28 protein-coding genes are annotated in these 22,952 nt (G+C 61.7%); 13 read left to right on the top strand and 15 right to left on the bottom strand.

The genetic code is table 11. The features are described 5' to 3' along the window. Position 1: 1 nt before the first annotated feature. The 3 genes from ASD83_RS08870 (at position 2) to proC (ending at position 2,431) form a co-directional block, all read left to right on the top strand. Positions 2 to 724 (top strand): metallophosphoesterase family protein, encoded by a 723-nt coding sequence (locus ASD83_RS08870; RefSeq protein ID WP_156385894.1) that lies wholly within the window; start codon positions 2 to 4, stop codon positions 722 to 724. A gap of 385 nt (positions 725 to 1,109) precedes the next feature. Continuing rightward, positions 1,110 to 1,610, top strand: coding sequence for a YbjN domain-containing protein (locus ASD83_RS08865; RefSeq protein ID WP_056310065.1), 501 nt, complete (start codon positions 1,110 to 1,112; stop codon positions 1,608 to 1,610). Then, positions 1,610 to 2,431 carry a pyrroline-5-carboxylate reductase gene (gene proC, locus ASD83_RS08860; protein WP_056310064.1) on the top strand — a complete coding sequence of 274 codons (822 nt, stop codon included), beginning with the start codon at positions 1,610 to 1,612 and terminating at the stop codon, positions 2,429 to 2,431. The genes ASD83_RS08865 and proC overlap by 1 nt, the downstream gene beginning before the upstream one ends. Before the next feature lie 460 nt (positions 2,432 to 2,891). Here proC and ASD83_RS08855 read toward each other — a convergent pair whose 3' ends face one another. Together ASD83_RS08855 and ASD83_RS08850 are read right to left on the bottom strand one after the other, a co-directional pair. Then, positions 2,892 to 3,236 carry a hypothetical protein gene (locus ASD83_RS08855; RefSeq protein ID WP_056310062.1) on the bottom strand — a complete coding sequence of 115 codons (345 nt, stop codon included), beginning with the start codon at positions 3,234 to 3,236 and terminating at the stop codon, positions 2,892 to 2,894. 258 nt (positions 3,237 to 3,494) lie between these two features. Beyond that, positions 3,495 to 4,013 (bottom strand): MarR family transcriptional regulator, encoded by a 519-nt coding sequence (locus ASD83_RS08850; RefSeq protein ID WP_082561076.1) that lies wholly within the window; start codon positions 4,011 to 4,013, stop codon positions 3,495 to 3,497. 135 nt (positions 4,014 to 4,148) lie between these two features. Here ASD83_RS08850 and ASD83_RS08845 point away from each other — a divergent pair, with 135 nt between their 5' ends. The 3 genes from ASD83_RS08845 to ASD83_RS08835 all read left to right on the top strand — a co-directional run bounded on the left by ASD83_RS08845 (position 4,149) and on the right by ASD83_RS08835 (position 5,676). Next, positions 4,149 to 5,039: a branched-chain amino acid aminotransferase gene (locus ASD83_RS08845; protein WP_056310060.1), complete on the top strand. Its 891-nt coding sequence runs from the start codon at positions 4,149 to 4,151 to the stop codon at positions 5,037 to 5,039. A gap of 93 nt (positions 5,040 to 5,132) precedes the next feature. Next, positions 5,133 to 5,393 (top strand): type II toxin-antitoxin system ParD family antitoxin, encoded by a 261-nt coding sequence (locus tag ASD83_RS08840; protein ID WP_056310058.1) that lies wholly within the window; start codon positions 5,133 to 5,135, stop codon positions 5,391 to 5,393. Next, positions 5,386 to 5,676 (top strand): type II toxin-antitoxin system RelE/ParE family toxin, encoded by a 291-nt coding sequence (locus ASD83_RS08835; RefSeq protein WP_082561075.1) that lies wholly within the window; start codon positions 5,386 to 5,388, stop codon positions 5,674 to 5,676. The genes ASD83_RS08840 and ASD83_RS08835 overlap by 8 nt, the downstream gene beginning before the upstream one ends. On the opposite strand, the gene ASD83_RS08830 is transcribed toward ASD83_RS08835, so the two are convergent. The 3 genes from ASD83_RS08830 to pgsA form a co-directional block, all read right to left on the bottom strand. Next, on the bottom strand, positions 5,673 to 6,116 hold the full coding sequence (locus ASD83_RS08830) for a molybdenum cofactor biosynthesis protein MoaE (RefSeq protein WP_056310056.1): 444 nt from the start codon (positions 6,114 to 6,116) through the stop codon (positions 5,673 to 5,675). The genes ASD83_RS08835 and ASD83_RS08830 overlap by 4 nt on opposite strands. 120 nt (positions 6,117 to 6,236) lie before the next feature. Next, entirely contained in the window at positions 6,237 to 6,488 is a 252-nt protein-coding gene (locus ASD83_RS08825; protein WP_056310055.1) for a MoaD/ThiS family protein, read from the bottom strand. Further along, complete coding sequence (gene pgsA / locus ASD83_RS08820; RefSeq protein ID WP_056310053.1) at positions 6,485 to 7,054, bottom strand: CDP-diacylglycerol--glycerol-3-phosphate 3-phosphatidyltransferase; 570 nt, start codon at positions 7,052 to 7,054, stop codon at positions 6,485 to 6,487. The genes ASD83_RS08825 and pgsA overlap by 4 nt, the downstream gene beginning before the upstream one ends. 364 nt (positions 7,055 to 7,418) lie before the next feature. On the opposite strand from pgsA, the gene ASD83_RS21455 reads away from it, so the two are divergent. After that, a complete protein-coding gene (locus tag ASD83_RS21455; protein WP_274532576.1) occupies positions 7,419 to 7,547 on the top strand; it encodes a hypothetical protein in 129 nt (42 codons plus the stop codon). 66 nt (positions 7,548 to 7,613) lie between these two features. On the opposite strand, the gene ASD83_RS08815 is transcribed toward ASD83_RS21455, so the two are convergent. The 8 genes from ASD83_RS08815 to ASD83_RS08780 all read right to left on the bottom strand — a co-directional run bounded on the left by ASD83_RS08815 (position 7,614) and on the right by ASD83_RS08780 (position 15,609). Next, the gene (locus ASD83_RS08815) at positions 7,614 to 8,687 is read right to left on the bottom strand and encodes a 3-deoxy-7-phosphoheptulonate synthase (protein WP_056310051.1); all 1,074 of its coding nucleotides are present in this window, start codon (positions 8,685 to 8,687) and stop codon (positions 7,614 to 7,616) included. A gap of 363 nt (positions 8,688 to 9,050) precedes the next feature. Next, positions 9,051 to 9,851 (bottom strand): ABC transporter permease, encoded by an 801-nt coding sequence (locus ASD83_RS08810; RefSeq protein WP_056310049.1) that lies wholly within the window; start codon positions 9,849 to 9,851, stop codon positions 9,051 to 9,053. A gap of 1 nt (position 9,852) precedes the next feature. Beyond that, complete coding sequence (locus ASD83_RS08805) at positions 9,853 to 10,656, bottom strand: ABC transporter permease (protein ID WP_056310047.1); 804 nt, start codon at positions 10,654 to 10,656, stop codon at positions 9,853 to 9,855. After that, positions 10,653 to 11,651, bottom strand: a complete 999-nt coding sequence (locus ASD83_RS08800; protein WP_056310045.1) for an ATP-binding cassette domain-containing protein — start codon at positions 11,649 to 11,651, stop codon at positions 10,653 to 10,655. Before ASD83_RS08800 ends, ASD83_RS08805 begins: the two co-directional genes overlap by 4 nt. Before the next feature lie 97 nt (positions 11,652 to 11,748). Continuing rightward, the gene (locus tag ASD83_RS08795) at positions 11,749 to 12,252 is read right to left on the bottom strand and encodes a pyridoxamine 5'-phosphate oxidase family protein (protein ID WP_056310043.1); all 504 of its coding nucleotides are present in this window, start codon (positions 12,250 to 12,252) and stop codon (positions 11,749 to 11,751) included. Between the two features lie 88 nt (positions 12,253 to 12,340). Continuing rightward, positions 12,341 to 12,694 (bottom strand): YciI family protein, encoded by a 354-nt coding sequence (locus ASD83_RS08790; protein WP_056310041.1) that lies wholly within the window; start codon positions 12,692 to 12,694, stop codon positions 12,341 to 12,343. Positions 12,695 to 12,934: 240 nt separating this feature from the next. Beyond that, the gene (gene uvrC / locus ASD83_RS08785) at positions 12,935 to 14,827 is read right to left on the bottom strand and encodes an excinuclease ABC subunit UvrC (protein ID WP_056310039.1); all 1,893 of its coding nucleotides are present in this window, start codon (positions 14,825 to 14,827) and stop codon (positions 12,935 to 12,937) included. After that, entirely contained in the window at positions 14,824 to 15,609 is a 786-nt protein-coding gene (locus ASD83_RS08780) for an SDR family oxidoreductase (protein ID WP_056310037.1), read from the bottom strand. Before ASD83_RS08780 ends, uvrC begins: the two co-directional genes overlap by 4 nt. Positions 15,610 to 15,812: 203 nt before the next feature. On the opposite strand from ASD83_RS08780, the gene ASD83_RS08775 reads away from it, so the two are divergent. The 3 genes from ASD83_RS08775 (at position 15,813) to ASD83_RS08765 (ending at position 17,606) form a co-directional block, all read left to right on the top strand. Continuing rightward, positions 15,813 to 16,121 carry a hypothetical protein gene (locus ASD83_RS08775; protein WP_056310035.1) on the top strand — a complete coding sequence of 103 codons (309 nt, stop codon included), beginning with the start codon at positions 15,813 to 15,815 and terminating at the stop codon, positions 16,119 to 16,121. Positions 16,122 to 16,193: 72 nt separating this feature from the next. Further along, a complete protein-coding gene (locus ASD83_RS08770) occupies positions 16,194 to 17,111 on the top strand; it encodes a DMT family transporter (protein ID WP_056310034.1) in 918 nt (305 codons plus the stop codon). A gap of 60 nt (positions 17,112 to 17,171) precedes the next feature. Then, complete coding sequence (locus ASD83_RS08765) at positions 17,172 to 17,606, top strand: hypothetical protein (protein ID WP_056310032.1); 435 nt, start codon at positions 17,172 to 17,174, stop codon at positions 17,604 to 17,606. A gap of 51 nt (positions 17,607 to 17,657) precedes the next feature. Here ASD83_RS08765 and ASD83_RS08760 read toward each other — a convergent pair whose 3' ends face one another. Beyond that, on the bottom strand, positions 17,658 to 18,143 hold the full coding sequence (locus ASD83_RS08760; protein WP_056310030.1) for an SH3 domain-containing protein: 486 nt from the start codon (positions 18,141 to 18,143) through the stop codon (positions 17,658 to 17,660). Between the two features lie 150 nt (positions 18,144 to 18,293). Next, the gene (locus tag ASD83_RS08755; RefSeq protein WP_056310028.1) at positions 18,294 to 18,716 is read right to left on the bottom strand and encodes a MarR family winged helix-turn-helix transcriptional regulator; all 423 of its coding nucleotides are present in this window, start codon (positions 18,714 to 18,716) and stop codon (positions 18,294 to 18,296) included. A 319-nt stretch (positions 18,717 to 19,035) separates the two neighbouring features. Between ASD83_RS08755 and ASD83_RS08750 the strand changes: the two genes are divergently transcribed. The 3 genes from ASD83_RS08750 to hemH all read left to right on the top strand — a co-directional run bounded on the left by ASD83_RS08750 (position 19,036) and on the right by hemH (position 22,746). Then, the gene (locus ASD83_RS08750) at positions 19,036 to 19,932 is read left to right on the top strand and encodes a LysR family transcriptional regulator (RefSeq protein ID WP_200946487.1); all 897 of its coding nucleotides are present in this window, start codon (positions 19,036 to 19,038) and stop codon (positions 19,930 to 19,932) included. Positions 19,933 to 19,944: 12 nt separating this feature from the next. Beyond that, the gene (locus ASD83_RS20920; protein ID WP_056310023.1) at positions 19,945 to 21,621 is read left to right on the top strand and encodes a DUF1007 family protein; all 1,677 of its coding nucleotides are present in this window, start codon (positions 19,945 to 19,947) and stop codon (positions 21,619 to 21,621) included. 102 nt (positions 21,622 to 21,723) lie between these two features. Next, a complete protein-coding gene (hemH, locus tag ASD83_RS08740; RefSeq protein WP_056310021.1) occupies positions 21,724 to 22,746 on the top strand; it encodes a ferrochelatase in 1,023 nt (340 codons plus the stop codon). Positions 22,747 to 22,952: the final 206 nt, after the last annotated feature.

Raw genomic sequence — 22,952 nt, 5'->3', positions numbered from 1 at the left:
CTTGCGGCTCGCTGTTCTTTCAGACGTGCATGGCAATGCGCCGGCGCTGGACGCCGTGCTTGAGCATATGGCCGGCGAGCATGTCGATGCCGTGGTGTTGCTGGGTGACCATGTGAGCGGGCCGATCGACCCGGCCGGCGCGGCGGAGCGGCTGATGGGGCTCAATGCCGTGGCCATTCGCGGCAATCACGATCGCTGGACGGTTGATCCCGCCTCGCGCCGGGCAGGGGCGGTGGACCGGTTTGCGCGGGGGTGTCTGTTGCCTGAGCAATTGGTCTGGCTCGCGGGACTTCCGGCGACGGCGCGGGTGGGCGACGAGATTTTCGTCTGTCACGGCACGCCCGACGACGATGAAGCGCCGTGGCTCGATAATTTCTATGATGGTCGCACGACGACGCTGCCTGCCGAGGAGGAGGTGGCGAGGCATGCTGATGGGATCGATAGGGCGGTTATTCTTTGCGGGCATACCCATATCGCACGGACATTGCGGCTGACGGATGGGCGGTTGATTGCCAATCCCGGTTCGGTCGGGATGCAATTGGTGCGTGGGTCGCCGGATGCGCATTATGCGGTGGTCGAGAAAGGGCGGCGTGGATGGCAGACGGCGCTGATTGCCGTGCCCTATGATACGGAAGCGGCGGCGAAGCTGGCGGAAGCCAATGGGTTTCCCGGCTGGGGCGAATCCATCCGGCATGGATGGGCGGGGCCGGAGAGCCTTGGTTAGGGGCGCGTCGCCTTATCTGCAATGCTTGCCGTCACCCCCTCCCAACCTCCCCCATCAAGGGGGAGGTGCCGATCGAGTTCGGGGAACCTTCTTGCCAATTCACCGGACCGACACCTCCCCTTGATGGAGCAGGTTGGGAGGGTGTGTAGGGAGCTACAGATTTCGAGTTCGGGATCGCTTTACGCTCGCGGTTAACAACTCGTTACCGTCATCCACAAGAGATTGGGCTCTTTGGGACCAGCCGCACTCCCTGAATCGCTAACGCGGTGTACCTTTTCCATTGTGGACGATTCGAGGGCCAGAGGAGGCGCGAGAGCGGGTCCGCATTCGTGATGCGCCCCTCTTGGTGCATTCGACAGTAGCCAAGCCAGCATGGAAACGGCCAATGTCCTTGATTGCCCACGAGCCCGATCGCGTGTCCCATCCGGTGGACCTCGTCGAGCATATCGCATCGATCAATGACTGGAATTTCGAGCGCCAGGACGCTGACGAAATCTCGATTTCGGTGCGCGGCGGCTGGAGCGACTATCATGTGTCGTTCAACTGGATGGAAGATCTCGAAAGTCTCCATGTGGCCTGTGCTTTCGATCTGAAAGTGCCCGATGGACGGCGCGCTGAAGTGCGGCAGTTGATCAGCATGATCAACGAGCAGCTCTGGATCGGCCACTTCGATATCTGGAACAAGGAAGGGGTCGTGCTCTTCCGCAATTCGCATCTGCTGACCGGCGGCGCGGATGTGTCGCCGCAGCAATGCGAGGCGCTCTTGCGTTCGGCCAGCGATAGCTGCGATCTCTACTATCAGGCTTTCCAGTTCGTCGTCTGGGCAGGCAAATCGGCGGCGGATGCCCTGAGCCATGTGATGTTCGAAACCGTGGGAGAAGCGTGATGGCGAATTTGCGCGCGATCGGGCCGGTCATGCTGGTTGGTGCCGGCAAGATGGGTATGGCGCTGGCGACCGGGTGGCTGGAAGCGGGATTGCCGCCGACCAATCTGGTACTGGTGGAGCCGCGGCCGAGCGAAGAAACCAAGGCTTTCGCGGCTGAGTATGACCTCAAGATTTACGACCATGCCGTGGGGCTTTTGCCCAATGTGCTGGTGCTGGCGGTGAAGCCGCAGATCATCGACGAGGTGATGGCGAGCCTTGTGCCGGTGATCGGGCCGCAGACGCTGGTGGTGTCCATCGCGGCGGGGATTTCGCTGGCGCGACTGGCGAGCGGCACCGGGACGGACCGGGTGGTGCGCAGCATGCCCAATACGCCCGCTCAGATCGGCAAGGGTGTCACGGGTGTCGTTGCCGGAAGCGGGGTCGATCAGGATGGGCGGTCGGCGGCGGAGGCTCTGCTTTCGGCCGCGGGGCTGGTGGTCTGGTTTGACGACGAAGGCGATCTCGATGCGGTGACGGCGGTTTCGGGGTCGGGGCCGGCCTATGTGTTCAACCTCGTGGAAGCACTGGCGGCGGCCGGGGTGGCGCAGGGGCTCGACGAGCATGTGGCCATGGTGCTGGCGCGGCAGACCGTTATCGGTTCGGCCGCGCTGCTGGAGGCCGATGCGGCGCCGGCAAGTGTGTTGCGCCAGAATGTGACTTCGCCCAATGGCACGACGGCGGCGGCGCTGAATGTGTTGATGGGTGAAGATGGCCTGACGCCGCTGATGGATCGCGCGGTGGCAGCGGCGCGGAAGCGGAGCGAGGAATTGGGGCGGGGCTGAGGGCTGGATGGCTTGAAGCGATCCTCTGGTTTTAAGACCTGAAACAAAAGTAGGCCTCCTCCAGAGCCGCGTGTCGGGCTATGGGCGTGGCAGGAAGCCTCCACTCGCTCGACCTCGTGGTTCGAGGCTTTGCTCTGCAAAGCACCTCACCATGAGGCCTCTTGGATTGGCGTTTCAGAGCAAAAAGAAATGATCTAATGGAGGATGGGTGGGGCAACCTCGATCCGATCGGGGTCTGAGGCGCACCTTAAACTGGTGTTGCACTTCGTTTGAGAACTCGGGGACCTGCGTTTCTAACGGGGGATTCCCGCTTTCGCGGGAATGACGTCGTGGATGGGATTTCGAGATGCTTGGCAGTTCGCAGGAAGCAGTTCGAAGGACGTAGTTCGTCTGTCATGGTGATAGCGCGTGGAAGGGGAAACCATTGTGCCAAGTCCTCCCATTCGAAACACGAACCCCGCTATCGCTGCGCTGTGAGAAGGGCCCGGAGCGCGGTGATGCGCTCTAGCGGCGGGTTCTCTGTTTCAGACAATCCATCCAGTTGGATATTGGCGGCGAGGAGATCCTGCGTCTGGCCCGAGAGTTGAAACCGCAGGATGTGCGCTTCGGCAAGGGCGAGACTCAGGGTGGGCTCGGCGGGGTCCGATCGGCTGGCGGTGGACAGGGCTGAAATAGCGCGATTGACGAGGCGTTCGACGCGGCCTGGTTCGTCGCAATGGCGGGCTTCGGTGATCAGCAGCAGGCCCAGGCCAAGGCCGGCGGCTTGCAGGGTGGGCCGGTCTTCCCCGACCAGCGGATCACGCAAAATAGTCTCGTAGCACCAGATGGCTTCGACCAGTTCGCCCTGCTGCTCCAGACGCTGGGCTTCGGATAAATATTGAACCAGACTAAGAATCTGCCGCTCCTGAAGGTCAGGCGCCGATATTAAAACGATTCTAGAGTGCCGGATAAGGCATTGATGGACAAGTGTTTTATTTGGAGCGGAATGGGACTCCCGGCTGCTCGATCCGGCGCGGGGGCTATCCCGGCTTTGAGCGGGCCCCAATTTGAGATCTCAAAAATTTCAGAGATTGAGGGTCAGGTTCAGCCGATCGAGCACCGAACGATCGGAAGGCTCGACCATGCTGACAAGGAACTGCCGCACCATGCGGGCGCCTTCGGGGGGCAGGGCGGCGATGGCGTCTTCGATGCGGCTCGCCTGGGTGGCCGAGAGCGTGGCGAACAGGCTGCGGCCCTTGTCGGTGGCGAAAAGCAGGCGCTGGCGGCGGTCGGAATGGCCGGTTTTCTGTTCGATATAGCCATTGTCGATCAACTGGCGGAGCACGCGGGCAAGGCTCTGCTTGGTGATTTTGAGGATATCGAGCAGGTCGGCCACCGGCATGCCGGGGCGCAGGTTGACGAAATACAGCACGCGATGATGGGCGCGGCCAAAACCCTGGCGATCGAGCAGGGCATCGGCATCGCCGGTGAAATCGCGATAGGCGAAGAAGAACAGGCCCATGATGTCGAGCGGGAGCCCGGCTTCTGCGGGTTTTGCAGAATTTATGTCAGCCTTGTTGACATTTTTTTGGCTCTCTGCCATTGTCACTCCATCGCGCAGGCGTTCCGTCTTATCCCAAAGACATTCAGGTTTGCCAAGGGCATGGCCCTTGGGGCATGATCAAGGGAACGTCCGTTTCGCGTGCAAACGGCAAAAACAAAGACTCTGGAGAGGATCATGGCAGGCGTGCCCATGGACCAGCGCGATGGCTGGATTTGGTTCGACGGCGAACTCAAGCCGTGGAAGGACGCGAAGATTCACGTACTGACGCACGGGCTTCACTATGCCAGCTCGGTATTTGAAGGCGAACGCGCTTATGGCGGCGAAATTTTCAAATCGCGCGAGCACACCGAACGCCTGATCCGTTCGGCGGCAACGCTCGATATGCCCTTCCCCTATTCGGTCGACGAGATCGAAGCGGCAAAGCGGCTCGTGCTCGACAAGAATGGCCTCGTTGACGCCTATGTGCGTCCCGTCGCCTGGCGCGGCTCGGAAGAGCTGTCGGTGCCGGCGCGCAACAACAAGGTGCATGTGGCGATCGCGGCCTGGGTCTGGCCGAGTTATTTCTCGGTCGAGGAAAAGCTCAAGGGGATCCGCCTCGAATGGAGCAAGTGGAAGCGCCCGAGCCCGGAGACCATTCCATCTTCGGCCAAGGCGGCGGGTCTTTACATGATCTGCACGCTTTCCAAGGACCACGCCATGGCCAACGGCTATGCCGATGCGCTGATGCTGGACTATCGCGGCTATGTGGCTGAAGCCACGGGCGCCAACGTGTTCTTTATCAAGGGCAAAGACATCACGACGCCGACGCCGGATTGCTTCCTCAATGGTTTGACGCGGCAGACGCTGATCGCGCTGGCCAAGGAAAACGGCTTTACCGTCACCGAGCGGCATATCATGCCCGAAGAACTGAGCCAGTTCGACGAATGCTTCCTCACCGGCACGGCCGCGGAAGTGACGCCGGTTTCGGTGATCGGGGATTTCAAGTTTACGCCGGGCGAAGGGTGCCGGACGCTGATCGATGCATATTCGGTCGCGGTGCAGCCAAAGCGGGCGGCGGCGGAGTAGGGTTTTCGCCGGATTTGAGATGGAAGGGGCCGGGCAGGGATGTCCGGCCTTTTTGTTTTTGATGGGTGGGCGGGAGTTTGATATGGTGGGGTTATGAAGACGCTGACCATATCGGTGACGGAAGAGCAGGCATCGCTTCTTGAGGAGGCGGTGGCCGAGGGTAAGTTTGCGTCGGATAGCGAGGCAGTGCGCGCGGCGCTGACGCTTTGGGAGAAGCGGGAAGCGGCAAAGACGGAGGAGGTCGAGTGGCTGCGGCGGGAATATCAAGCTGGACTTGATAGTGGAACGCCGGTTGAAATTGACTTCAACGAGTTGCTTGCTGAATTAAACGCCGAGTACGAAAAGCGTGCCTAAATCGCGGTTTTCACCGCGGGCCAACAAGCAGATCAATGTCATTTGGCGCTATATTGCCCAACACAACCGGCAAGCAGCCAATGGTGTGCTGCGTCGAATACATGAATCAATTATGCTGGCTACTGAGAATCCTGGTATAGGCGCGTCGCGCAAGGACATAAGCGCGGAAGCGCGGCACTTGGTTGTGGGGTCATATCTGGTGCTCTACGAGCCCACTGAGGATGGCATTCTGGTGGTTGCCATCGTACATGGTATGACTGATCCCAAATCCTGGCTGGATTAGCGCCAGCGATCCCGTGCCGTGTCGTCGGCTGTTTTTGCTTCCACCCATTCCGTGCCGGTTTCGGTCTCTTCCTGTTTCCAGAAGGGGGCGTCGGTTTTCAGGTAGTCCATGAGGTATTGGGCGCCGTCAAAGGCGGCTTGGCGGTGGGGGGCGAGGGTCATCACCTGCATGATGGGTTCGCCGGGGACCAGGCGGCCGTAGCGGTGGAGGATTGCGGCATCGATGAGGTTGAAGCGGGCGATGGCGGCAGTGCGGATGGCGGCGATCTCGTTTTGGGCGAGGTCGGGGTAGCATTCGAGGATGAGGGCGGTGATCGGGCGCTCGGGCGTGGAGCGGACCATGCCGGTGAAGGTGACGGCGGCACCGGCTTCGGGGTGATTGTTCTGGAACTCGGTGAGGAGGGCGCCGGGGTCGAAGGGGGCGTTTGAAATGATGATCATGCGTTCCACTCTAGCGGCCCACGTTGGCTTTCAAACTATCACTGTGTCATCTCCGCGAAAGCGGGGATATCGGGATGAAGCAGGGATTTCCGCTTTCGCGGAGATGACGCCGTGGGTGAGTCAGCCGCCTGTCATCGGCGGCAGGATAGCTATGGTGTCGGCATCTGTGATCTCGGTTTCCCAGGGGACGATGCGGGCGTTTTTTGAGAGCTTGAACTGTTTGGGGTTCGCCATGGCGAGGTCGAGGGCTTCGTCATTGGCGCGGAGCCAGGTGATGAGGTCGTTGAGGGTTCTTACCTCGGCGGGCGGGGTGACGTCGTCGCTGGCGCGGTTGAGGCGTTCGCGGAGCCAGGCGAAATAGAGGATTTTCATTTCGCTGTGGTGCCGGAAAGGTGCGGCCAGGAGGCGCGGAGGTAATTCCAGCCGGTCCAGATGGTGATCGCGCCGGCGGCCCAGAGGATCACATCGGACACGAGACGCAGGCCGGGGACGAGGGGCTCGACGAGGACCACGGCGAGGGCGACGAGCTGGATGGTGGTTTTCCACTTGGCCAACCGGCTGACGGGGAGAACCACGGCGGCGTTGCCAAGGAATTCGCGCAGGCCGGGGATGAAGAACTCGCGGAAGAGGATGGCGCAGGCCGGGATCATGTCCCAGCCGGAAAAGCTGCCATCCCAGGCGAGGGCGGCGATGAGGATGCCGACGAGGATTTTGTCGGCGATAGGGTCGAGCATGCGGCCGAGGTCGGAATATTGGTTCCAGGCGCGGGCGAGGTAGCCGTCGACCCAATCGCTGGCCGCCGCAATAACGTAGAGCACCAGTGCGATGATGCGCAGGGTAAGGTCGCCGTCCATCACCAGATAGACGATGGGGACGATCGCCGCGATGCGGGCAATGGTGATGATATTCGGGACGAGGGTGAGCGGGTTTCTGGCCATGGGGGGACAGAACAGGAATGGGGGCGGGGGGTCAAGGGTGGCGAGGGGATGAGCCAAGGAGTACTCGACTTTTGGCGGCTCGTCTGATGTGGTGCTGGTCGAGTTCATGAGCTGTTGAGGGCGGAGCGCAGTGAACAAGTCCGCAAGGAATGAGCAGCGTAAACTCACTGCCACGTTTTTTAATGCTGTTTCTTCAGGGACTGTACTTGCAGCGCTCGTTGCGCCCTTCATCGGGTTTGGTCTTGGAACGATACATCCCAGTACCAACATATTGAACATAGTCGCGCTAAGCGGGTTTGGCTTAACCATCGCCCTTATGGTACATATGTTTGCAAGACGATTGCTCAAAGGAATGGAGGACTAGGTGAATACGACGCTGATCCTCTGGCTTTGGCCGGTTTTTGTTTTCGGTACGCTGATAGCGTTTGGCCTCTATCTTAAGCGCCAAGACGATGCGGCGCGCGACGACCATCACCCAACTGCTGCTGAATAGTCCGGCTTCGATCTCTCATTTGCAAGCGCCCCTATCCAAAGGAAGGGGGCGCTTTTGCGTTTGAGATCAGGCAACAGCCTGATTATTGACCGCGCGGCGCTTTTCGACGGCTTCGGCGAGGGCGGTTAGGGCTTTAACCGTCGTGTCCCAATCGATGCAGCCGTCGGTGATGGATTGGCCGTAGACGAGGTCCTGGCCGGGGATGAGATCCTGACGGCCGGCGACGAGGTTCGATTCAATCATGACGCCGATGATGCGTTTGTCGCCGGCGGTGAGCTGGGTGCCGATGTCGGCGAGGACGCGCGGCTGGTTTTCCGGATCCTTCGAGGAATTGGCGTGGCTGGCGTCGATCATGATGGCTGGGTTGAGGCCGGCCTTGGTCGCGGCCTGAGCCGCGGCTTCGACGCTCTGGGCGTCGTAATTGGTGGTTTTGCCGCCGCGGAGGATGATGTGGCAGTCCTCATTGCCTGATGTGGCGGCGATGGCGGAGCGGCCGTCTTTGGTGACGGCGAGGAAATGGTGCGGGTTCGATGCCGAGAGCACGGCGTCGAGGGCGATTTTGACATTGCCATCGGTGCCGTTCTTGAAGCCGACGGGGCAGGAGAGGCCGGAGGCCAGTTCGCGGTGGATCTGCGACTCGGTGGTGCGGGCGCCGATGGCGGCCCAGGAGACGAGGTCGGCAATGTATTGCGGGGTCGTCATGTCGAGGAATTCGCAGGCGGCGGGGAGGCCGAGATTGGCGACATCGAGCAGCAGGGTGCGGGCGGTGTGCAACCCCTGGGTGATGTTGAAGCTGCCATCGAGATCGGGATCGTTGATCAGACCCTTCCAGCCCACGGTGGTGCGGGGTTTTTCGAAGTAGACGCGCATGATGATTTCGAGGCGATCGCCGAGCGTTTCGCGCAGCGCGACGAGGCGGTTGGCATAGTCCATCGCCGCCTTGGGATCGTGGATGGAGCAGGGGCCGACGATGACGGCGAGCCGGTCGTCCTGACCGGTCAGAATATTGTGGAAGGCGTGGCGGGCGGCGAGGACGGTGCGGGTAGCGGCGTCGGTGCGCGGGTGCTGACGCATGACCTCGATGGGCGTGGTCAGCGGTTTTATTTCGGTGATGCGAAGGTCGTCGGTGGATTTGAGCATTTGATGGTCCTCGGAGTTTTTAGTCGAGGGGCCAACAAAAAAGCCGCCTCGGGATTCGGGCGGCTGGCTTGCGATTTGGGTCTGGTCTCTAGGGGATCAGGACACGCGCGCGATAGCCTCCGCCGGGAGCGGATAGCTAAAATACCAATAAAAGGTCGCTGCGTTGATCATGGGCAAATGTGTAGCGGAGGATTCTGGAGGTGTCGAGTCCCGACTTTGGGAGGGGTGGGCTAGGGCAAGGACCCCCACCCGGCCTCCCCCTGGTAGGGGGAGGAGAAGGGCCGGCCGGGGCGCCACGCCCTCGTGGTTCGAGGCTTCGCTACGCTGCGCACCTCACCATGAGGGCTACTGCAGATTTTGGCTTTATCCACCCGCGCCCTGATAGTTGCGGATGCAGTGGCGCCAGTGGAGGGTGCCCAGGAGAACGGCGAGGGGGCCTGCCAACAGGGAGGCGAGGCCAGCCCAATCGCCGAGGAGGGGGACTGGTTTGCCGAGCGTTGCGGCCACGGGGACATAGGCCATGAAGGCCAGCGGCGCGAAGGTGAGCATGAGAATCTGCAAGGGCAGGGGGAAGATGTTGAGCGGGTAGCGGGCCAATTCCCAGAAGCCGAAGAAGATCGAGAAAAGATGGTTGGACTTGACCCAGACAAGCGCGGTGGCGCCGATCATGGTCATGATGGCGGCTACGATCATCGCGGCGCTGACGAGGTAGCAGAGAAACATCAGCGCTGACTGAATGGTCCAGGTGACCTCAACCTGGGAGAGCGCCCAGACCATCAGGCCGATGGCGAGGATGATGTGCCCGGCATATCCGATATTGAGGCCGGAAAAGACGATATAGGTCCAGGGGCTGATGGGTTTTACGAGGATGGCGTCCATCGTGCCCATGCGCACCTTTTCTTCCATCTCGCGGAATTGCACGAAGCTGAGCGAGGCGCCGAGCGAATAGGCGAGGAGATGGAACGACAGGAGCAGGGCGATTTCAGGCCAGACCCAGCCGCCCAGCGTACCGAAGCGCGCCAGAATGAGGGAAATGGTGGTGTACATGGAGCCATAGGCGGCGAATTGGGACAGCCAGCCCAGCACCATGGCCCCGGGATATTCGGTCTTGCTCTTGATGAAGGCGTGGACCAGCGCCGGAATAACAATGTGAAGACGAGCCATATCAGCCTCCCTGCACGATGAGGCGGTGGCGCGCCCTGGCCCAGATCCAGAGCAGGAAGCCCAGCAACACGGCGAACCAGAGGAGGCCGACGACGAAGGCCGTCAGCACCTGGGCCGGGTCCAATTGCCCGATATAAATGGCGGCGGGATAGTAAGAGACCCAGGCGAAGGGGAGGTTGCCCGCGATGGCGGCGAGCCAGCCGGGGAAGAACCAGAGCGGGACGATGCCGCCGGCAAGCAGCGTCATGATGCTGTTGAAGAACCAGTCGAGGGAATCGGCAGTCATCAACCAGAAGGCGGCGAGGCCAAGGATGGCGGTCAGCAGAAACAGCATGGCGAAGGAGAGGAACCAGAAGGCCAGGAACGCGAAGCCATGGAAGAGGCTCGCGGGGGGCACGAGGCCGACTGTGAAGGCGATGATGATTGCTACCGGCACGGTGACCGTGAGCAGATCGAAGAGGAAATTGCCGATGTGGCTGGCCAGCATATAGGCCGGGTAGAGCAGGGGCTTGAGCAGGTAGACGGCGATGTCGCCCGATTTTACCGCCGTGCCGATATCGCGCAGCAGGCGCGAATAATCCCAATAGAGCACCGGGCCCGCGAGGAGGGCATAGGTGATCATCTGCGGCAGCGTCACGCCATCGACGCTACTCGAGGCCACGGTGCTGAAGACGGATGTCCAGATAGCGATGCGGGCGAACATAAAAACCAGTTCGCCGAAAACGCCCGACCAGACCTGATTGCGATAAGCGAGGCGGGACTGGAAGGCCGTGGCGGTGAAGGCCGGATAGGCGGCGAGCTTCATGGCGCGGCTCCCGTCTGGGCCTTGTTGCGATAAAAGGTGCGGATCACCTCTTCGATGTCGGGCTCTTCGAGCTTTACGTCCTTGAGATCGTGGCCGGAGCCGAGTTCGGTCAGGACATCGAGAATGGAGGTCTGTTCGCTTTCGAGGAGGAAGTGCTTTGCCGCGCCTTCGTCGGTGACGAGCGCAGCGGTTTTGAGAGTGATGGGACCGGGATCGGTGCCGAATTCGAGTTTTAGGCGGCGGCGGGAGCCGAGGGCGGTGCGGAGGTGTTTGAGTTCGCCGTCGAAGAGCAGTTTGCCGTCGTCGACCATGATGAGGCGCGGGCAGATTTCCTCGATATCAACGAGGTCGTGGGTGGTGAGAATGATAGTGGTGCCGCGCTCGCGGTTTACTTCGGCGAGGAATTTTCGAACCGTGTCCTTGGCGACGACATCGAGGCCGATGGTGGGTTCGTCGAGGAACAGGATTTTGGGATCGTGCAGCAGGGCCATGGCGATTTCGGCGCGCATGCGCTGGCCGAGGCTCAATTGGCGGACGGGGCGGTCGATATAGAATGCCATGTCGAGCATGGCGGTGAGGCGCGCGAGGTTGTCGGCAAAGCGCGGGGCGGGGATGTCGTAGATGTGGCGGTTGAGCTCAAAGCTGTCGCGGACGGGCAGGTCCCACCAGAGTTGGCTGCGCTGGCCGAAGACGACGCCGATTTCGGCGGCATTGGTGATGCGGTGGCTATGGGGCTCGCGGCCGAGGACTTCCACCGTGCCCGAAGATGGGACCAGAATGCCGGTCATCATCTTGATCATGGTGGATTTGCCGGCGCCGTTGGGGCCGAGATAGCCCACGGCTTCGCCGGGCTCGATGGCGAAGGAAATGCCATCGACGGCGCGAATTTCGGTGAATTCGCGGGAGAACAGGCTGCGGATGGCGCCGCCGAACCCGGCCTGGCGCTTGGGCTGGCGGAAGACTTTTTCGACTGATGATGCCGAGATGATAGCCATGTGTCCCCTCCCCAAAGGCAGGGCAAGCTAACCGATTCTCGGGGCGTAGGAAGGGATGGAAAGAAAGGCCCGCGGGGTGAGCCGCGGGCGGGACGTGTTACATGCGAACCTTGGCGGTGTCGCCCATGTCGGGCTTGGCGCCGGTCGCCGCTGCGACCAGCATTTTAGCCGTGGCGACCAGCATGTTGGGGCTGTCCCAAACCTCGCCATCGTCCGGCGTTACCTTGAGGATACGGATCTGCGGATCCTTTTCGTCGTCCCACCAGGCTTTGTCGAAGCTTTCCCAAAGGTCTGCGATCATGGCGCGGTCATTAAGGACTTCTGCCTCGCCGGCGATGACTGCGTATTTGTGGCCGCCATTGTCGGCCCAGGCGAGGGAAACGTGGGGAAATTGTTCGATCTCCGTGAGCTTGTGGCCTTCGAGATCGGTGAGGAAATAGATAGCGTTTTCCGCGCGGCGGATGCGGGCCGACATGGGGCGGCTACGCTGCTGCTTGCCGTCCCAGGTGGTGAACATGCAGATGTCGATCTTCTCCGCCAGCTTCCAGATGCGGTCGACCGCTTCGCCGGGCGGCAGGATGTGATTGTTCTCGTCGGTCATGGTTCGGCTCCTTGTGGGTTGGGAGACGAACGGGTGGATGCGAGGGTGGTTGCGGCGATGTGAACGCGGGGCGATCACATCGGAGCGCTCAGCCGGCCATATTGAACTGTTGGAGGTGGAGAATGGTGACTTCGCCGTCCCATTCCGGCCAGTGCTTGCGATGGAGATCGACGAAACGTTCGGTCCAGCGGACGATTTCGGCTTCGGTTTCGAGCTCGTAGACGGCGTAGCCGCCGACCATTTCCTTGGCTTCGGCGAAGGGGCCATCGGTGATCATCTGGCCCTGGCGGGTGGTGACGGTGCCGGCCAGCGCCATGCCGCCGGTTTCGGTCATTTTCGTGCCGGCTTCCATGCCGAGTTGTACGATGGCGTGCATCAGGGCAGCGGGAGGCTGGGTGGCGGTTTGGGGGTTGAGGGTTTTGACCATGGTGAGGAATTTCATCGGACGCTCCGGGGTTGGGGTTCTGATGGTGCGACGAATGAGGTAAGCGGATTTCGACGGGGCTGAGGGTTTTAGCGCGAGCACCGCAGAGTTTTCACGTAGCGCTCATGGTGAGGTGCTTTGCGCGAGCATGGCAATGGGCCTCCACTCGCCCAACCTCGTGGTTCGAGGCTACGCTTTGCTGCGCACCTCACCATGAGGTCTTCGGGGCAAAGGCCTCACGCCCATCGTCGCGTCAGGCTACGTCCGATTGAAATGATCGTAGACCAGTTGGGCCATGGCTTTGGAGATGGTGGGGATGGATTGGAGGTCTGTCAGGCTGGCGCGGGCTACGGCTTTGGCGGAGCCGAAGTGGTTTAGGAGGGCGCGCTTTCTGGTGGGGCCGATGCCTTCGATTTCGTCGAGGGGGTTTTTCACCACGTCCTTTTTGCGGCGGGCGCGGTGGGTGCCGATGGCGAAGCGGTGGGCTTCGTCGCGGAGGCGCTGGACATAGTAGAGGACGGGGTCGCGGTGGGGGAGCATGAAGGCGTCCTTGCCTTCCATGAAGAATTTTTCGCGCCCTGCGTCGCGTTCTTCGCCCTTGGCGATGCCGATGAACACAACTTCCTTGGCAAGGTTCAGTTCGGCGACGACTTCGCGCACGGCATTGAGCTGGCCGGCGCCGCCGTCGATGAAGACGACATCGGGCCAATCGGGCATGCCGGTCGCCTCGTCTTCGGCGTCGGTTTCGCTTTCGGCGGCGAGGCGGGTGAAGCGGCGGGTGAGGACCTCGCGCATCATGCCAAAGTCGTCGCCGGGGGTGATGTCGGTCGATTTGATGTTGAAGGTGCGGTAGTGCTTTTTGGAAAAGCCCTCTTCGCCCGCGACGATCATGCCGCCCACCGCATTGGTGCCGGAAATGTGGGAGTTGTCATAGACTTCGATGCGGCGCGGGGTTTCTTCCAAGCCGAAGATTTCGCCGACGCCTTCCAAAAGGGCGCGGTGGGAGGCGCCTTCGGCGAGTTGGCGGCCGAGGGCTTCGCGGGCGTTTTGGAGGGCGTAATTGACGAGATCGCGCTTTTCGCCGCGCTGGGGCGTCTCGACGCGGACCTTTTGACCGGCGCGGGTGCGGAGCGCCTCTTCGAGCACGTCGCGCTCGGACATGTCGTGGCTGAGGAGCACGAGGCTTGGCGGGGTGCGGTCTTCGTAGAACTGGCCGATGAAGGCTTCGAGGACTTCGGCGTCGGAGAGCGAGTCGTCGGCCTTGGGGCGGAAGGCGTGGTTGCCCCAATTCTGGAAGGCACGGAAGAAGAAGACCTGCACGCAGAACTGGCCGCCTTCGTGATGAATGGCGAAAACGTCGGCTTCTTCGACATTGCGCGCGGTGGCATCGCCGCCCTGTGACTGGACGACGGCGAGGGCGCCGAGGCGATCGCGGATCAGGGCGGCGCGTTCGAAGTCGAGGTTTTCGGCGGCTGATGCCATGTCCTTTTGCAGGTGGTCCCTGACGGTCTGGGACTTGCCGGTGAGGAAGAGGCGGGCATCTTCAACGAGTTCGCCATAGGCTTCCAGGCTGATTTCGCGGGTGCAGGGGCCGGCGCAGCGCTTGATCTGGTATTGGAGGCAAGGTCTTGTTCTTGCAGCGTAAAAGCTGTCGGAGCAATTGCGGAGGAGGAAGGCCTTTTGGAGGCTCGCGATGGTGCGGCTGACGGCGACGGCGGAGGCGAAGGGGCCGAAATAGTGACCCGGGCGACGGCGGCTGCCGCGGTGTTTGGTGAGTTCGGGGGCCTCGTGATCGGTGGCGATCAGAATGTAGGGAAAGCTCTTGTCGTCGCGGAGGAGGACGTTGAAGCGCGGTTTCAGCCGCTTGATGAGATTGGCTTCGAGGAGCAGGGCCTCGGCTTCGGTCTCGGTGCGGACGAACTCCATTGAGACCGTGGCCATGATCATGCGCTGGATGCGCACGGAGAGGCCTTCGGGGCGGGTGTAATTGGTGACGCGGGATTTTAGCGAGCGCGCCTTGCCGACATAGATGACCTCGCCGTTTTCATCGAGCATGCGATAGACGCCCGGCGCCGAGGGCAGGGTGCGGACGAAGTTCTTGATGACTTCGGGGCCGGCGGGAAGGGGGGCGGGGGTCGTGTTGTCGGTCATTTTCGGGGCGTGGGGCCGCGGCGGCTGGGATAATCGAGATGCTTGCCGCCATCGAGGGCGAGCATCTGGCCGGTGAAGGATGGCATGGAGAGAATGGCGAGGACGCCCTGGGCGATGGCTTCGGGGTCGGCGTGGCGTTTCAACGGCAGGGTTTTCAGGCTCTCTTCGAAGTCTTCCGCGCTTTGGCCTTCATGGGGCAGGACGGGGCCGGGGCCAATGGCGTTGACGCGAATGGCGGGCGCGAGGGACTGGGCCATGGTCTGGGTGGCGGTCCAGAGCACGGATTTCGAGAGGGTATAGCTGAAATAGGCGGGGCTCGGTTTTAGAACCCGTTCGTCGATCATGTTGATGATGTTTCCCTCCACGCCGTTGGGCAGCTGCGCGGCAAAGTCGCGCGAGAGAAATATGGGGGCTTCGGCGTGGATGGAAAAGTGCTGGTCCCAGAGCTCTTCGTTCACATCGCGGATACTGTCGGGATGAAAGACCGAGGCATTGTTGACGAGGATCGTCAGCGGGCCGAAGGGTTTTTGGGCTCTGGCGATCAGCTCGGCGCGGTCGGCGCGGCTGGCGAGATCGGCTTTGACGGTGGCGGCGCGGCCGCCGGCTGCGGTGATTTCCCCGGCGAGATCACGCGCGCGGCTTTCGTTCGAGCGGAAGTGGACGATGACAGCGTGGCCGGCCCCGGCAAGGGCGCGTGCGATGGCGGCGCCGATGCGGGTGCTGGCGCCGGTGACGAGCGCTGTGCCGGGATGATTTGGAAAGATTCGGGGCGTTTCGGACATCGGGCGGACAATAGGCCGGATTGACGGTGGGCTTCAATCGGGGCGTGAGGGTTGTGAGAAAAGCGCAAGTGCTTCCCCGGCCTCATCTATCCTCGATGCGATGACAGAATACGGCAGCAGCTTTGTGCTTTCACTGTTGAGCGAGGAGGATTAGACTTTCTCTACACGGACGTTGGAGATTCCGTGAAAAAGAGGGGACTAAAATGGAAGTCTTAGTGCCTATTCTCGTTCAGTTGATTGGCGGCGGTGCCGGCGGCAACGTTATCGGACAACTTGCCAAGAACCTCAGCCTCGGTACCTCCGGCAATACCATTGTCGGTGCGATCGGCGGCCTGGTGGTCACTTGGCTTGCTGGCCGGATTCCCGGTCTCGACACGCTGGTGGGTGCAGCGGCCGGCACGGGTGGCCTCGATCTCGGCGCTCTTGCCGGGCAGGGCGCGACGGGTCTTGTCGGCGGTGGCGTGCTGACGGCAATCGTGGGCATCGTCAAGTCCGCCATGGCTAAGGCCTAAATCTTGCGCTAGCCTTCCGGCGCCCCGCGAGGCCGATATTTGCGAGGCGCCACACTCTTGTCTTCGGTGACCATGTCCTCCCCCCTTGATACACGCGCGGACAATCTCGGCCGCGCGATTGCGCTTACCCTCACCACCATCGCCGTCTTCGGGGTTCAGGACGCCGTCGCCAAGCTCTTGGTGCAGGAGCATTCGCCCTTCCAGATCACTATGATGCGCTATTGGGGCTTTGCCGTCTTCGCGCTCATCATCGTGCTGCGGCAGGGGCCGCTGCGTCAGGCGCTGCATTCGAAAATGCCGAAGCGGCAAATCCTGCGCGGCGTCTTGTTGATGGCCGATATCTGGTGCTTTGCCATTGCGCTGCAGACCGTGGCGCTGGGGGAATTGCAGGCCATCGTCATCGTCTATCCGCTGCTGGTGACGGTTTTTGCGATTCCGATTCTGGGCGAGAAGGTCGGTGTTTTCCGCTTTGCGGCAGTCGGGGCGGGGCTTTTGGGGGCGCTGATCATTCTGCGGCCGGGCGGCGTGCCGCTTGAATGGGGCGTGGCCTTCGCGCTGGCTTCGGCGGCATTTTATGCTCTCTATATAGTCTTGACGCGGCAGGTTTCGGCCAGCGACAGCGCCGCGACGAGCCTTGCCTATGGCGCGCTGGTGGGGCTCGTCATGTCGAGCGGGGTCGGGATATTTTTCTGGCAGCCGATGCCGTGGACCGATTTTGCGCTTGTTGTCGTGACCATGCTGACCACCTGTGCCGGCCACGGGCTAATGGTCTATGCGCTGACCATGGCGCCGGCCAGCGTGTTGCAGCCGTTCAATTATTTCTCGCTGCCCTGGGCCATCGTGCTCAGCATTGTGGTTTTCGGGCAGTGGATCGATCCGATCTCGCTCATAGGCGCGGCCGTTATCGTGGCGGCGGGGCTGGTGGTGATGGCGCGGGAACGGCGGAAGCGGATTCCCGGGGTGGCGGTGGCGCCGGTGGGCGAGGAATAGAGGGTCTTGCAGGCGCGCGCTCGAATAGGCATGTGAAGCTTAGAAAAGGGAGGCTTTTGCATGTGGCTACAAATCGCCTTGGTGCTGCTGCTGATCGGTGGCGGCTGGACGCTGCTTACCCGCGGAAAGGTGACCAAGGCGCGCGAGGCGCTGACCCTGCGGCGGGTGGACGCCTATATCGAGACCATCCGGCGCGAGCGGCGCAATGCCGAACTCGTCGCCATGAGCGATAGCGAATTGCGCGATCTGCTGCATGCGGGAGCGCGGAATTTTCGCGTGGCGAGCCAGAAACGGGGCTGGTTTCTGCTCGGGGTGGGCGGCGTGACGTTGTTTTCGGCGATCACGATTGCCAGCCAGGACGGGTGGCGCGGTTTTGGCATTGCCGTGGCCGTGGGCGGGATCGTCGCCTATGGCTTAAACGAATTTTTGGTGCGCAAGGCGCGGGCTCCGCTGGAGCGATATGGCGTCGATGTCGAGCGGTTGACGGTGGAATGAAAAACGCACCGGGTGGGGACCCGGTGCGTCTGATTTGCGTATCTGCCGGATTTAGCTGCCGGCGCAGAAGTAGCCGTTGGGGCCGTTGAAGCAGAAGCTGGCGCCCGGATTGACCGGATAGGGCTGCGGATATGGACGGGGGCCGCCGCCCCAATGTGGCGGGCGCGGATTGGGGTTCCAGTGCGGCGGACGCGGAGGACGCGGGTTCCAGTGCGGCGGGCGCGGCGGTGGAGCGGGTTCATAGCCGCCATCCCAGCCACCATTCCATCCGCCGCCATTGCCGCTGGACAGATAATTGGCGGAAACCCAGCCATCGGGGCCGCGCTTTTCAACGAAGCACCAGCTGCCGCGGCAGTATTGGATATCCACGCGTTCGCCGCGACGCAGCGCATCGACTACAGCGTAGCCGGTGCCCGGACCGGAGCGCACGTTGACATTGCCGGTGGCGATTGCAGGCGCGGCGGAGGCCGCAGCGGTGGTCGCCAGCACTGCCAGGGTGGCAAGCGCGGACGTGATCAGCTTGCGATTAAGAGCCATGGGAGTTCTCCTTTCCCTGTCGTTGGCTTGTTTTTGCCTGTACCCACTAAAGCCCATTGTGGATGAACCCAGACTGAACGAAGCCTTCAGACAATCACTTCAGGAAATGCGCGAAGCGTCAGCGCGTTGCGCCGGACGGGGGCAAAACACTCAAAATTGCAGAAGGTCGGTGAAGCGGCGGAGAATCTGGCCGAATTTCTTGCGCTGCTTGGGCTTGAGTTCGCCCAGGAGCGCCTCTTCGAGCTGGGCCCAATGATCGGCGAGACTATTGCGGATGCGGATGCCGCGCTCGGTGAGGGCGATGCCAGGAACGAGCTCGGGGCCGACGGCGCGGCGATCGACGAGATCGCGGCCGATGAGGCGGGTGAGCCGCGGTTCGAGCATGTCGAGCGGCAGGCCCAGCGTTTCGGCCAGATGCTGTTCCGTCGTGCCGGAGCGTCCGAGTTCGAAGAGGACAGCATCGTCGCCGGGCTCGAGGCCGCGTTCCTTGAGCGGAACGAGCAAAGCCTTATGCGCCAATTGCCCAGCCGCAATGAGCTGATAGAGCGAGGAGCTGGGTGAGGGTCTGGCCATGAGCAGGAAAATAGTCCGAACTCCGGTTGCGCGTCGATGACGCATCTATCCTATCGTTAATCAGAGAACGCCCAGAACCACTCGACGTTCAGGTGATGCTGGTCTGCAAATGCCAGTTTTCTGCGCTTCCGGTGCTCACGTACCCAAACGTACGCTGCGCTCCGGTTCTCGAAAACCGCCATTTTCGCCTCATCCTGACCTGAATGTCGGCTGGTTCCAAGACCCGTTATTGTTCACTCATTGCAGATGAGTTATGCGTCGATTGGTGGTGTTCAGCGGTGCAATGCCGTTTGGATGATTCCCGGCAATGGAGGCCAATTTGCAGGATCTTGCCCGCATTCGCGCATTCGTGCAGGTCTTTGATGCCGGTGGATTTTCGGCGGCGGCGCGCTCCCATGGCCGCTCAAAGGCGCTGCTCAGCAAATATGTGACCGATCTCGAGGACTATCTCGGGGTGCGGCTGATGAACCGCACGACGCGGAAACTGAGCCTGACCGAGGCGGGGGAGGCTTACTATCGCGAGGCCTCTTCGCTGTTGCAGCAGCTTGACGATCTCGATGCGACGATTACCGACCAGACGGCCGAGCCGCGCGGCATGCTGCGGGTTTCGGCGCCGCGCAATTTTGGCGAGTCGACACTGGCGCCAGCGATCTTCGAATATCTCAAGAAGTATCCGAAGGTGACGCTCGATCTGCGGCTGGAGGATCGTTATGTCGATCTCGTCGACGAGGGGATCGATGTGGCCTTGCGGATTTCGACGCTGGGCGATTCTTCGCTGATCGCGCGAAAAATTGCCGATATGCATGTGGTGGTGGGGGCGTCGCCGGGGCTGATCAAGACCATTGGTGTGCCGCAGCATCCCGATGATCTCAGGCATTTGCCCTGCATCATCGACGTCAATCTGCAGGGCCAATCGAACTGGCGCTTCATCGAGAATGACAAGACGATTTCCGTGCCGGTGAGCGGGCCGCTGCGGGTCAATTCGCCGCTGGCCGCGCGCAAGGCGGCGGCAATGGGCCTCGGATTTGTCGTATTGCCGTCCTATCTCGCTGACCCGCTGGTGGCGAGTGGCGAACTCGTGCCGGTGCTGTCTGGCTTTCTGCCGACGGGACAGACGCTGCAGGCGGTTTATCCGCACCGGCGGCATCTGGCCGGCAAAGTGCGGGCATTGATCGACCATCTGGTGGACTGGTTCGCAGTGCACCCGATCAACTGACGGGTTTGGGGCGTGGGTTTTTCGCGTTTTGGGGCGTGGGCTCTGCGGTTTGCGGGGCTGTTTCTGGTGCTGTTCGGGCTGGTTCAGCCGGTCATGGCGCATCCGCATATTTTCATCGATGCCAAGGTTGCCGTCGTTTTTGACGATGCAGGCCGGATTGCGACGCTGCGCAATAGCTGGACTTTTGACACGGCCTTTTCGGTGTGGATGGTGCAGGGTCTCGATACCAATGGCGACGGCATTGTCTCGTCCGAGGAAATGCAGGACCTGGCCGACGAAAACATGGTCGGGCTGGCCGAATATGGGTTTTATACGGTGGCCGGCGATGACGTGCATTTCACGTCGGCGGGCGATCAGCGCATGCGCTACGAGGGCAATAAGGTAACGCTGGATTTTTCCATCAATGCCGTCGAGCCGGTGGCGCCGGGACCGCGCTTTGAGCTGGGGATTTTCGACGCGGAATATTATGTGGCGATCAGTTTTGCCGATGTGGGGCAGGTGACGCTGGAAAATGCGCCGGCAAGTTGCAGTACCGAAATGGTGCCGCCGCGCCCGATGGATCGGGCGACCGAAGAGCGGCTCTATGCGCTGGGGCCGGAAGTGCTGGAACTGCCGCCGGACCTCGCGGCGGCGATGCGCGGCACGCAGGGGATGATCGTCATTTCGTGCGGTGATGCACCGGCGCCGGTGACGGCGCTCGACGCGACGGCGCATGTGGCGCAGGCGCGGCCGGCAAAGCCTTTTGGCGGCCCGCCGCCTGAACCGGGACTCAATCTGCCGCGGAGCGGTTTTTTCGGCTGGGTGCAGGAGCAGCAGCGGAATTTCTATCATGCCATGACGGATGCGCTCGACCGGATGCGGACGGACTGGACGGCGTTCTGGGTGCTGGGCGGGCTGAGCTTTCTTTATGGGATTTTCCATGCGGCCGGGCCGGGGCATGGCAAGGTGGTGATCTCATCTTATGTGCTCGCCAATGAACGGCAATTGCGCCAGGGCATTGCGCTGAGCGCGCTCTCGGCGCTGCTGCAATCGCTGGTGGCAATCGGCTTTGTGCTGGTGTTGGCCGGCGTGTTGCAGATGACCAGTACGGCCATGGGCGATGCGGCCTATTGGGTTGGTGTGCTGAGCTATGCGCTGGTGGCGCTGCTGGGCGTTTGGCTGATCGCGCGCAAGATTTTTGGCTGGGGGCACCACCATCATCATCATGAAGAGCCGGTGAAACGGGACATCTGGCATGATCATGATGGGCACGATCACGGCCATGATCATCATCATGGACATGACCATGCGCACCATCATGAGCATGAGCACGATCACTCGCATGAGCATCATGCCGAGCATATGCATCATGCTGTCGCGCCTGCCGATCTCAAGGGGAGCTGGCGGGAAAAGCTGGGCGTGGTGCTGGCGGTGGGGCTGCGGCCGTGCTCCGGGGCGCTGGTGGTGATGGTGTTTGCACTATCGCAGGGCGTGTTGTTGGCGGGTGTCGTTTCGGTGCTGCTGATGGGGCTCGGGACCGCGATAACCGTCGCCGTGCTCGCTTCGCTCGCGGTGGGCGCCAAGGGGTTGGTGAGCCGGCTCGGGGGCGGTGACAGCAAGTTGGCGCAGGGCGTGGTCTGGTGGGCGGAACTGGCCGGGGCGGTTTTCGTGCTGCTGTTTGGCGTGTTGCTGCTGATGGCAAGCCTCTAGCGCGTCAGATTGGGCCAAGAGCGCGACCCATCGCCGCCTTGCGGCGGGGTGAGAACTGGCTATGGTGCCGGCAATTCTGGAAGTTTTCCAAACTGGCGCCCCATGTCCGATCACCTGCCTCCCAGCCATCCCCCCGTTGTCGCAAAGAAGATTGGCGTTGTGCTGCTCAATCTCGGTACGCCCGATGCGACGGATTTTTGGAGCGTTCGGCGCTATCTCAAGGAATTCCTGTCCGATCCGCGCGTGATCGAGACGCCGAAATGGCTTTGGTGGCCGATCCTCAATCTGGTCATCCTCAATGTCCGGCCGCAAAAGGCCGGGCATGCCTATGACATGGTCTGGGACAAGGAGCGGAACGAGAGTCCGCTGCGCGTTATCACGCGGGGGCAGGCCGAGGCGCTGGCGGAGCGTATGAGCGGGGATGGCGTGATGGTCGAATATGCCATGCGCTATGGCAATCCATCGACGCAGAGCGTGCTCGAAAAGATGCAAAAGGCGGGCTGCCAAAAAATACTCCTCGTGCCGCTCTACCCGCAGTATTCTGCTACAACGACGGCAACTGCGAACGACAAGGCGTTTGATGCGCTGAAGACCATGCGCTGGCAGCCGGCCGTGCGCACGGCGCCGGCCTATTACGAAGACCCAAAATATATCGAGACGCTGGGCAATTCGATCCGGGACGGGGTTGCGGCGCTTGATTTCGAGCCGGATGTGGTGATCACCAGCTATCACGGCATGCCGGTCGAATATCTGCAGAAGGGCGACCCCTACCACTGCCAGTGCCACAAGACGACGCGGCTGGTGCGGGAATATCTCGGCTGGCCGAAAGAGAAGCTGATGGTGACGTTCCAGAGCCGGTTCGGGCCGACGGAATGGCTGCAGCCCTATACCGACAAGACGCTGGAAGCACTGCCGGGCAAGGGCATCAAGAAGGTCGCGATCCTGGCGCCGGCATTTTCGGCCGATTGCATCGAGACGCTCGAAGAAATCGCTATGGGCGGCAAGGAGACATTTCTCCAGGCCGGGGGCGAGAAATATGCCTATATCCCGTGCCTGAATGACAGCCCGGCCGGCATGGACATGATCGAGGATATGGTGCGGCGCGAGCTGAGTGGCTGGCTGTAAGCCGCGTTCAGTCTCAAAACTCGGTTGTCACCCCGGCGAAGGCCGGGGCCCAACTTGAGATCTCAGGATGAACCCCGGGGTGACAGCCAGTGGGGTGTAGGCACCTCGAGCATTTCACGTTTAGGTAGCTCTGTAGCCGGCGTTGGCGATATAATTTGCGCACTCAGATGGCTCGATGGCCTGTACGAGATGGCCAATGTGTCGCC

It is taken from the genome of Devosia sp. Root685 (assembly GCF_001427875.1).
GTDB lineage: Bacteria > Pseudomonadota > Alphaproteobacteria > Rhizobiales > Devosiaceae > Devosia.
Note: the sequence above shows the minus strand (reverse complement) of the source record. Positions and strands in the feature narration are given on the sequence as shown.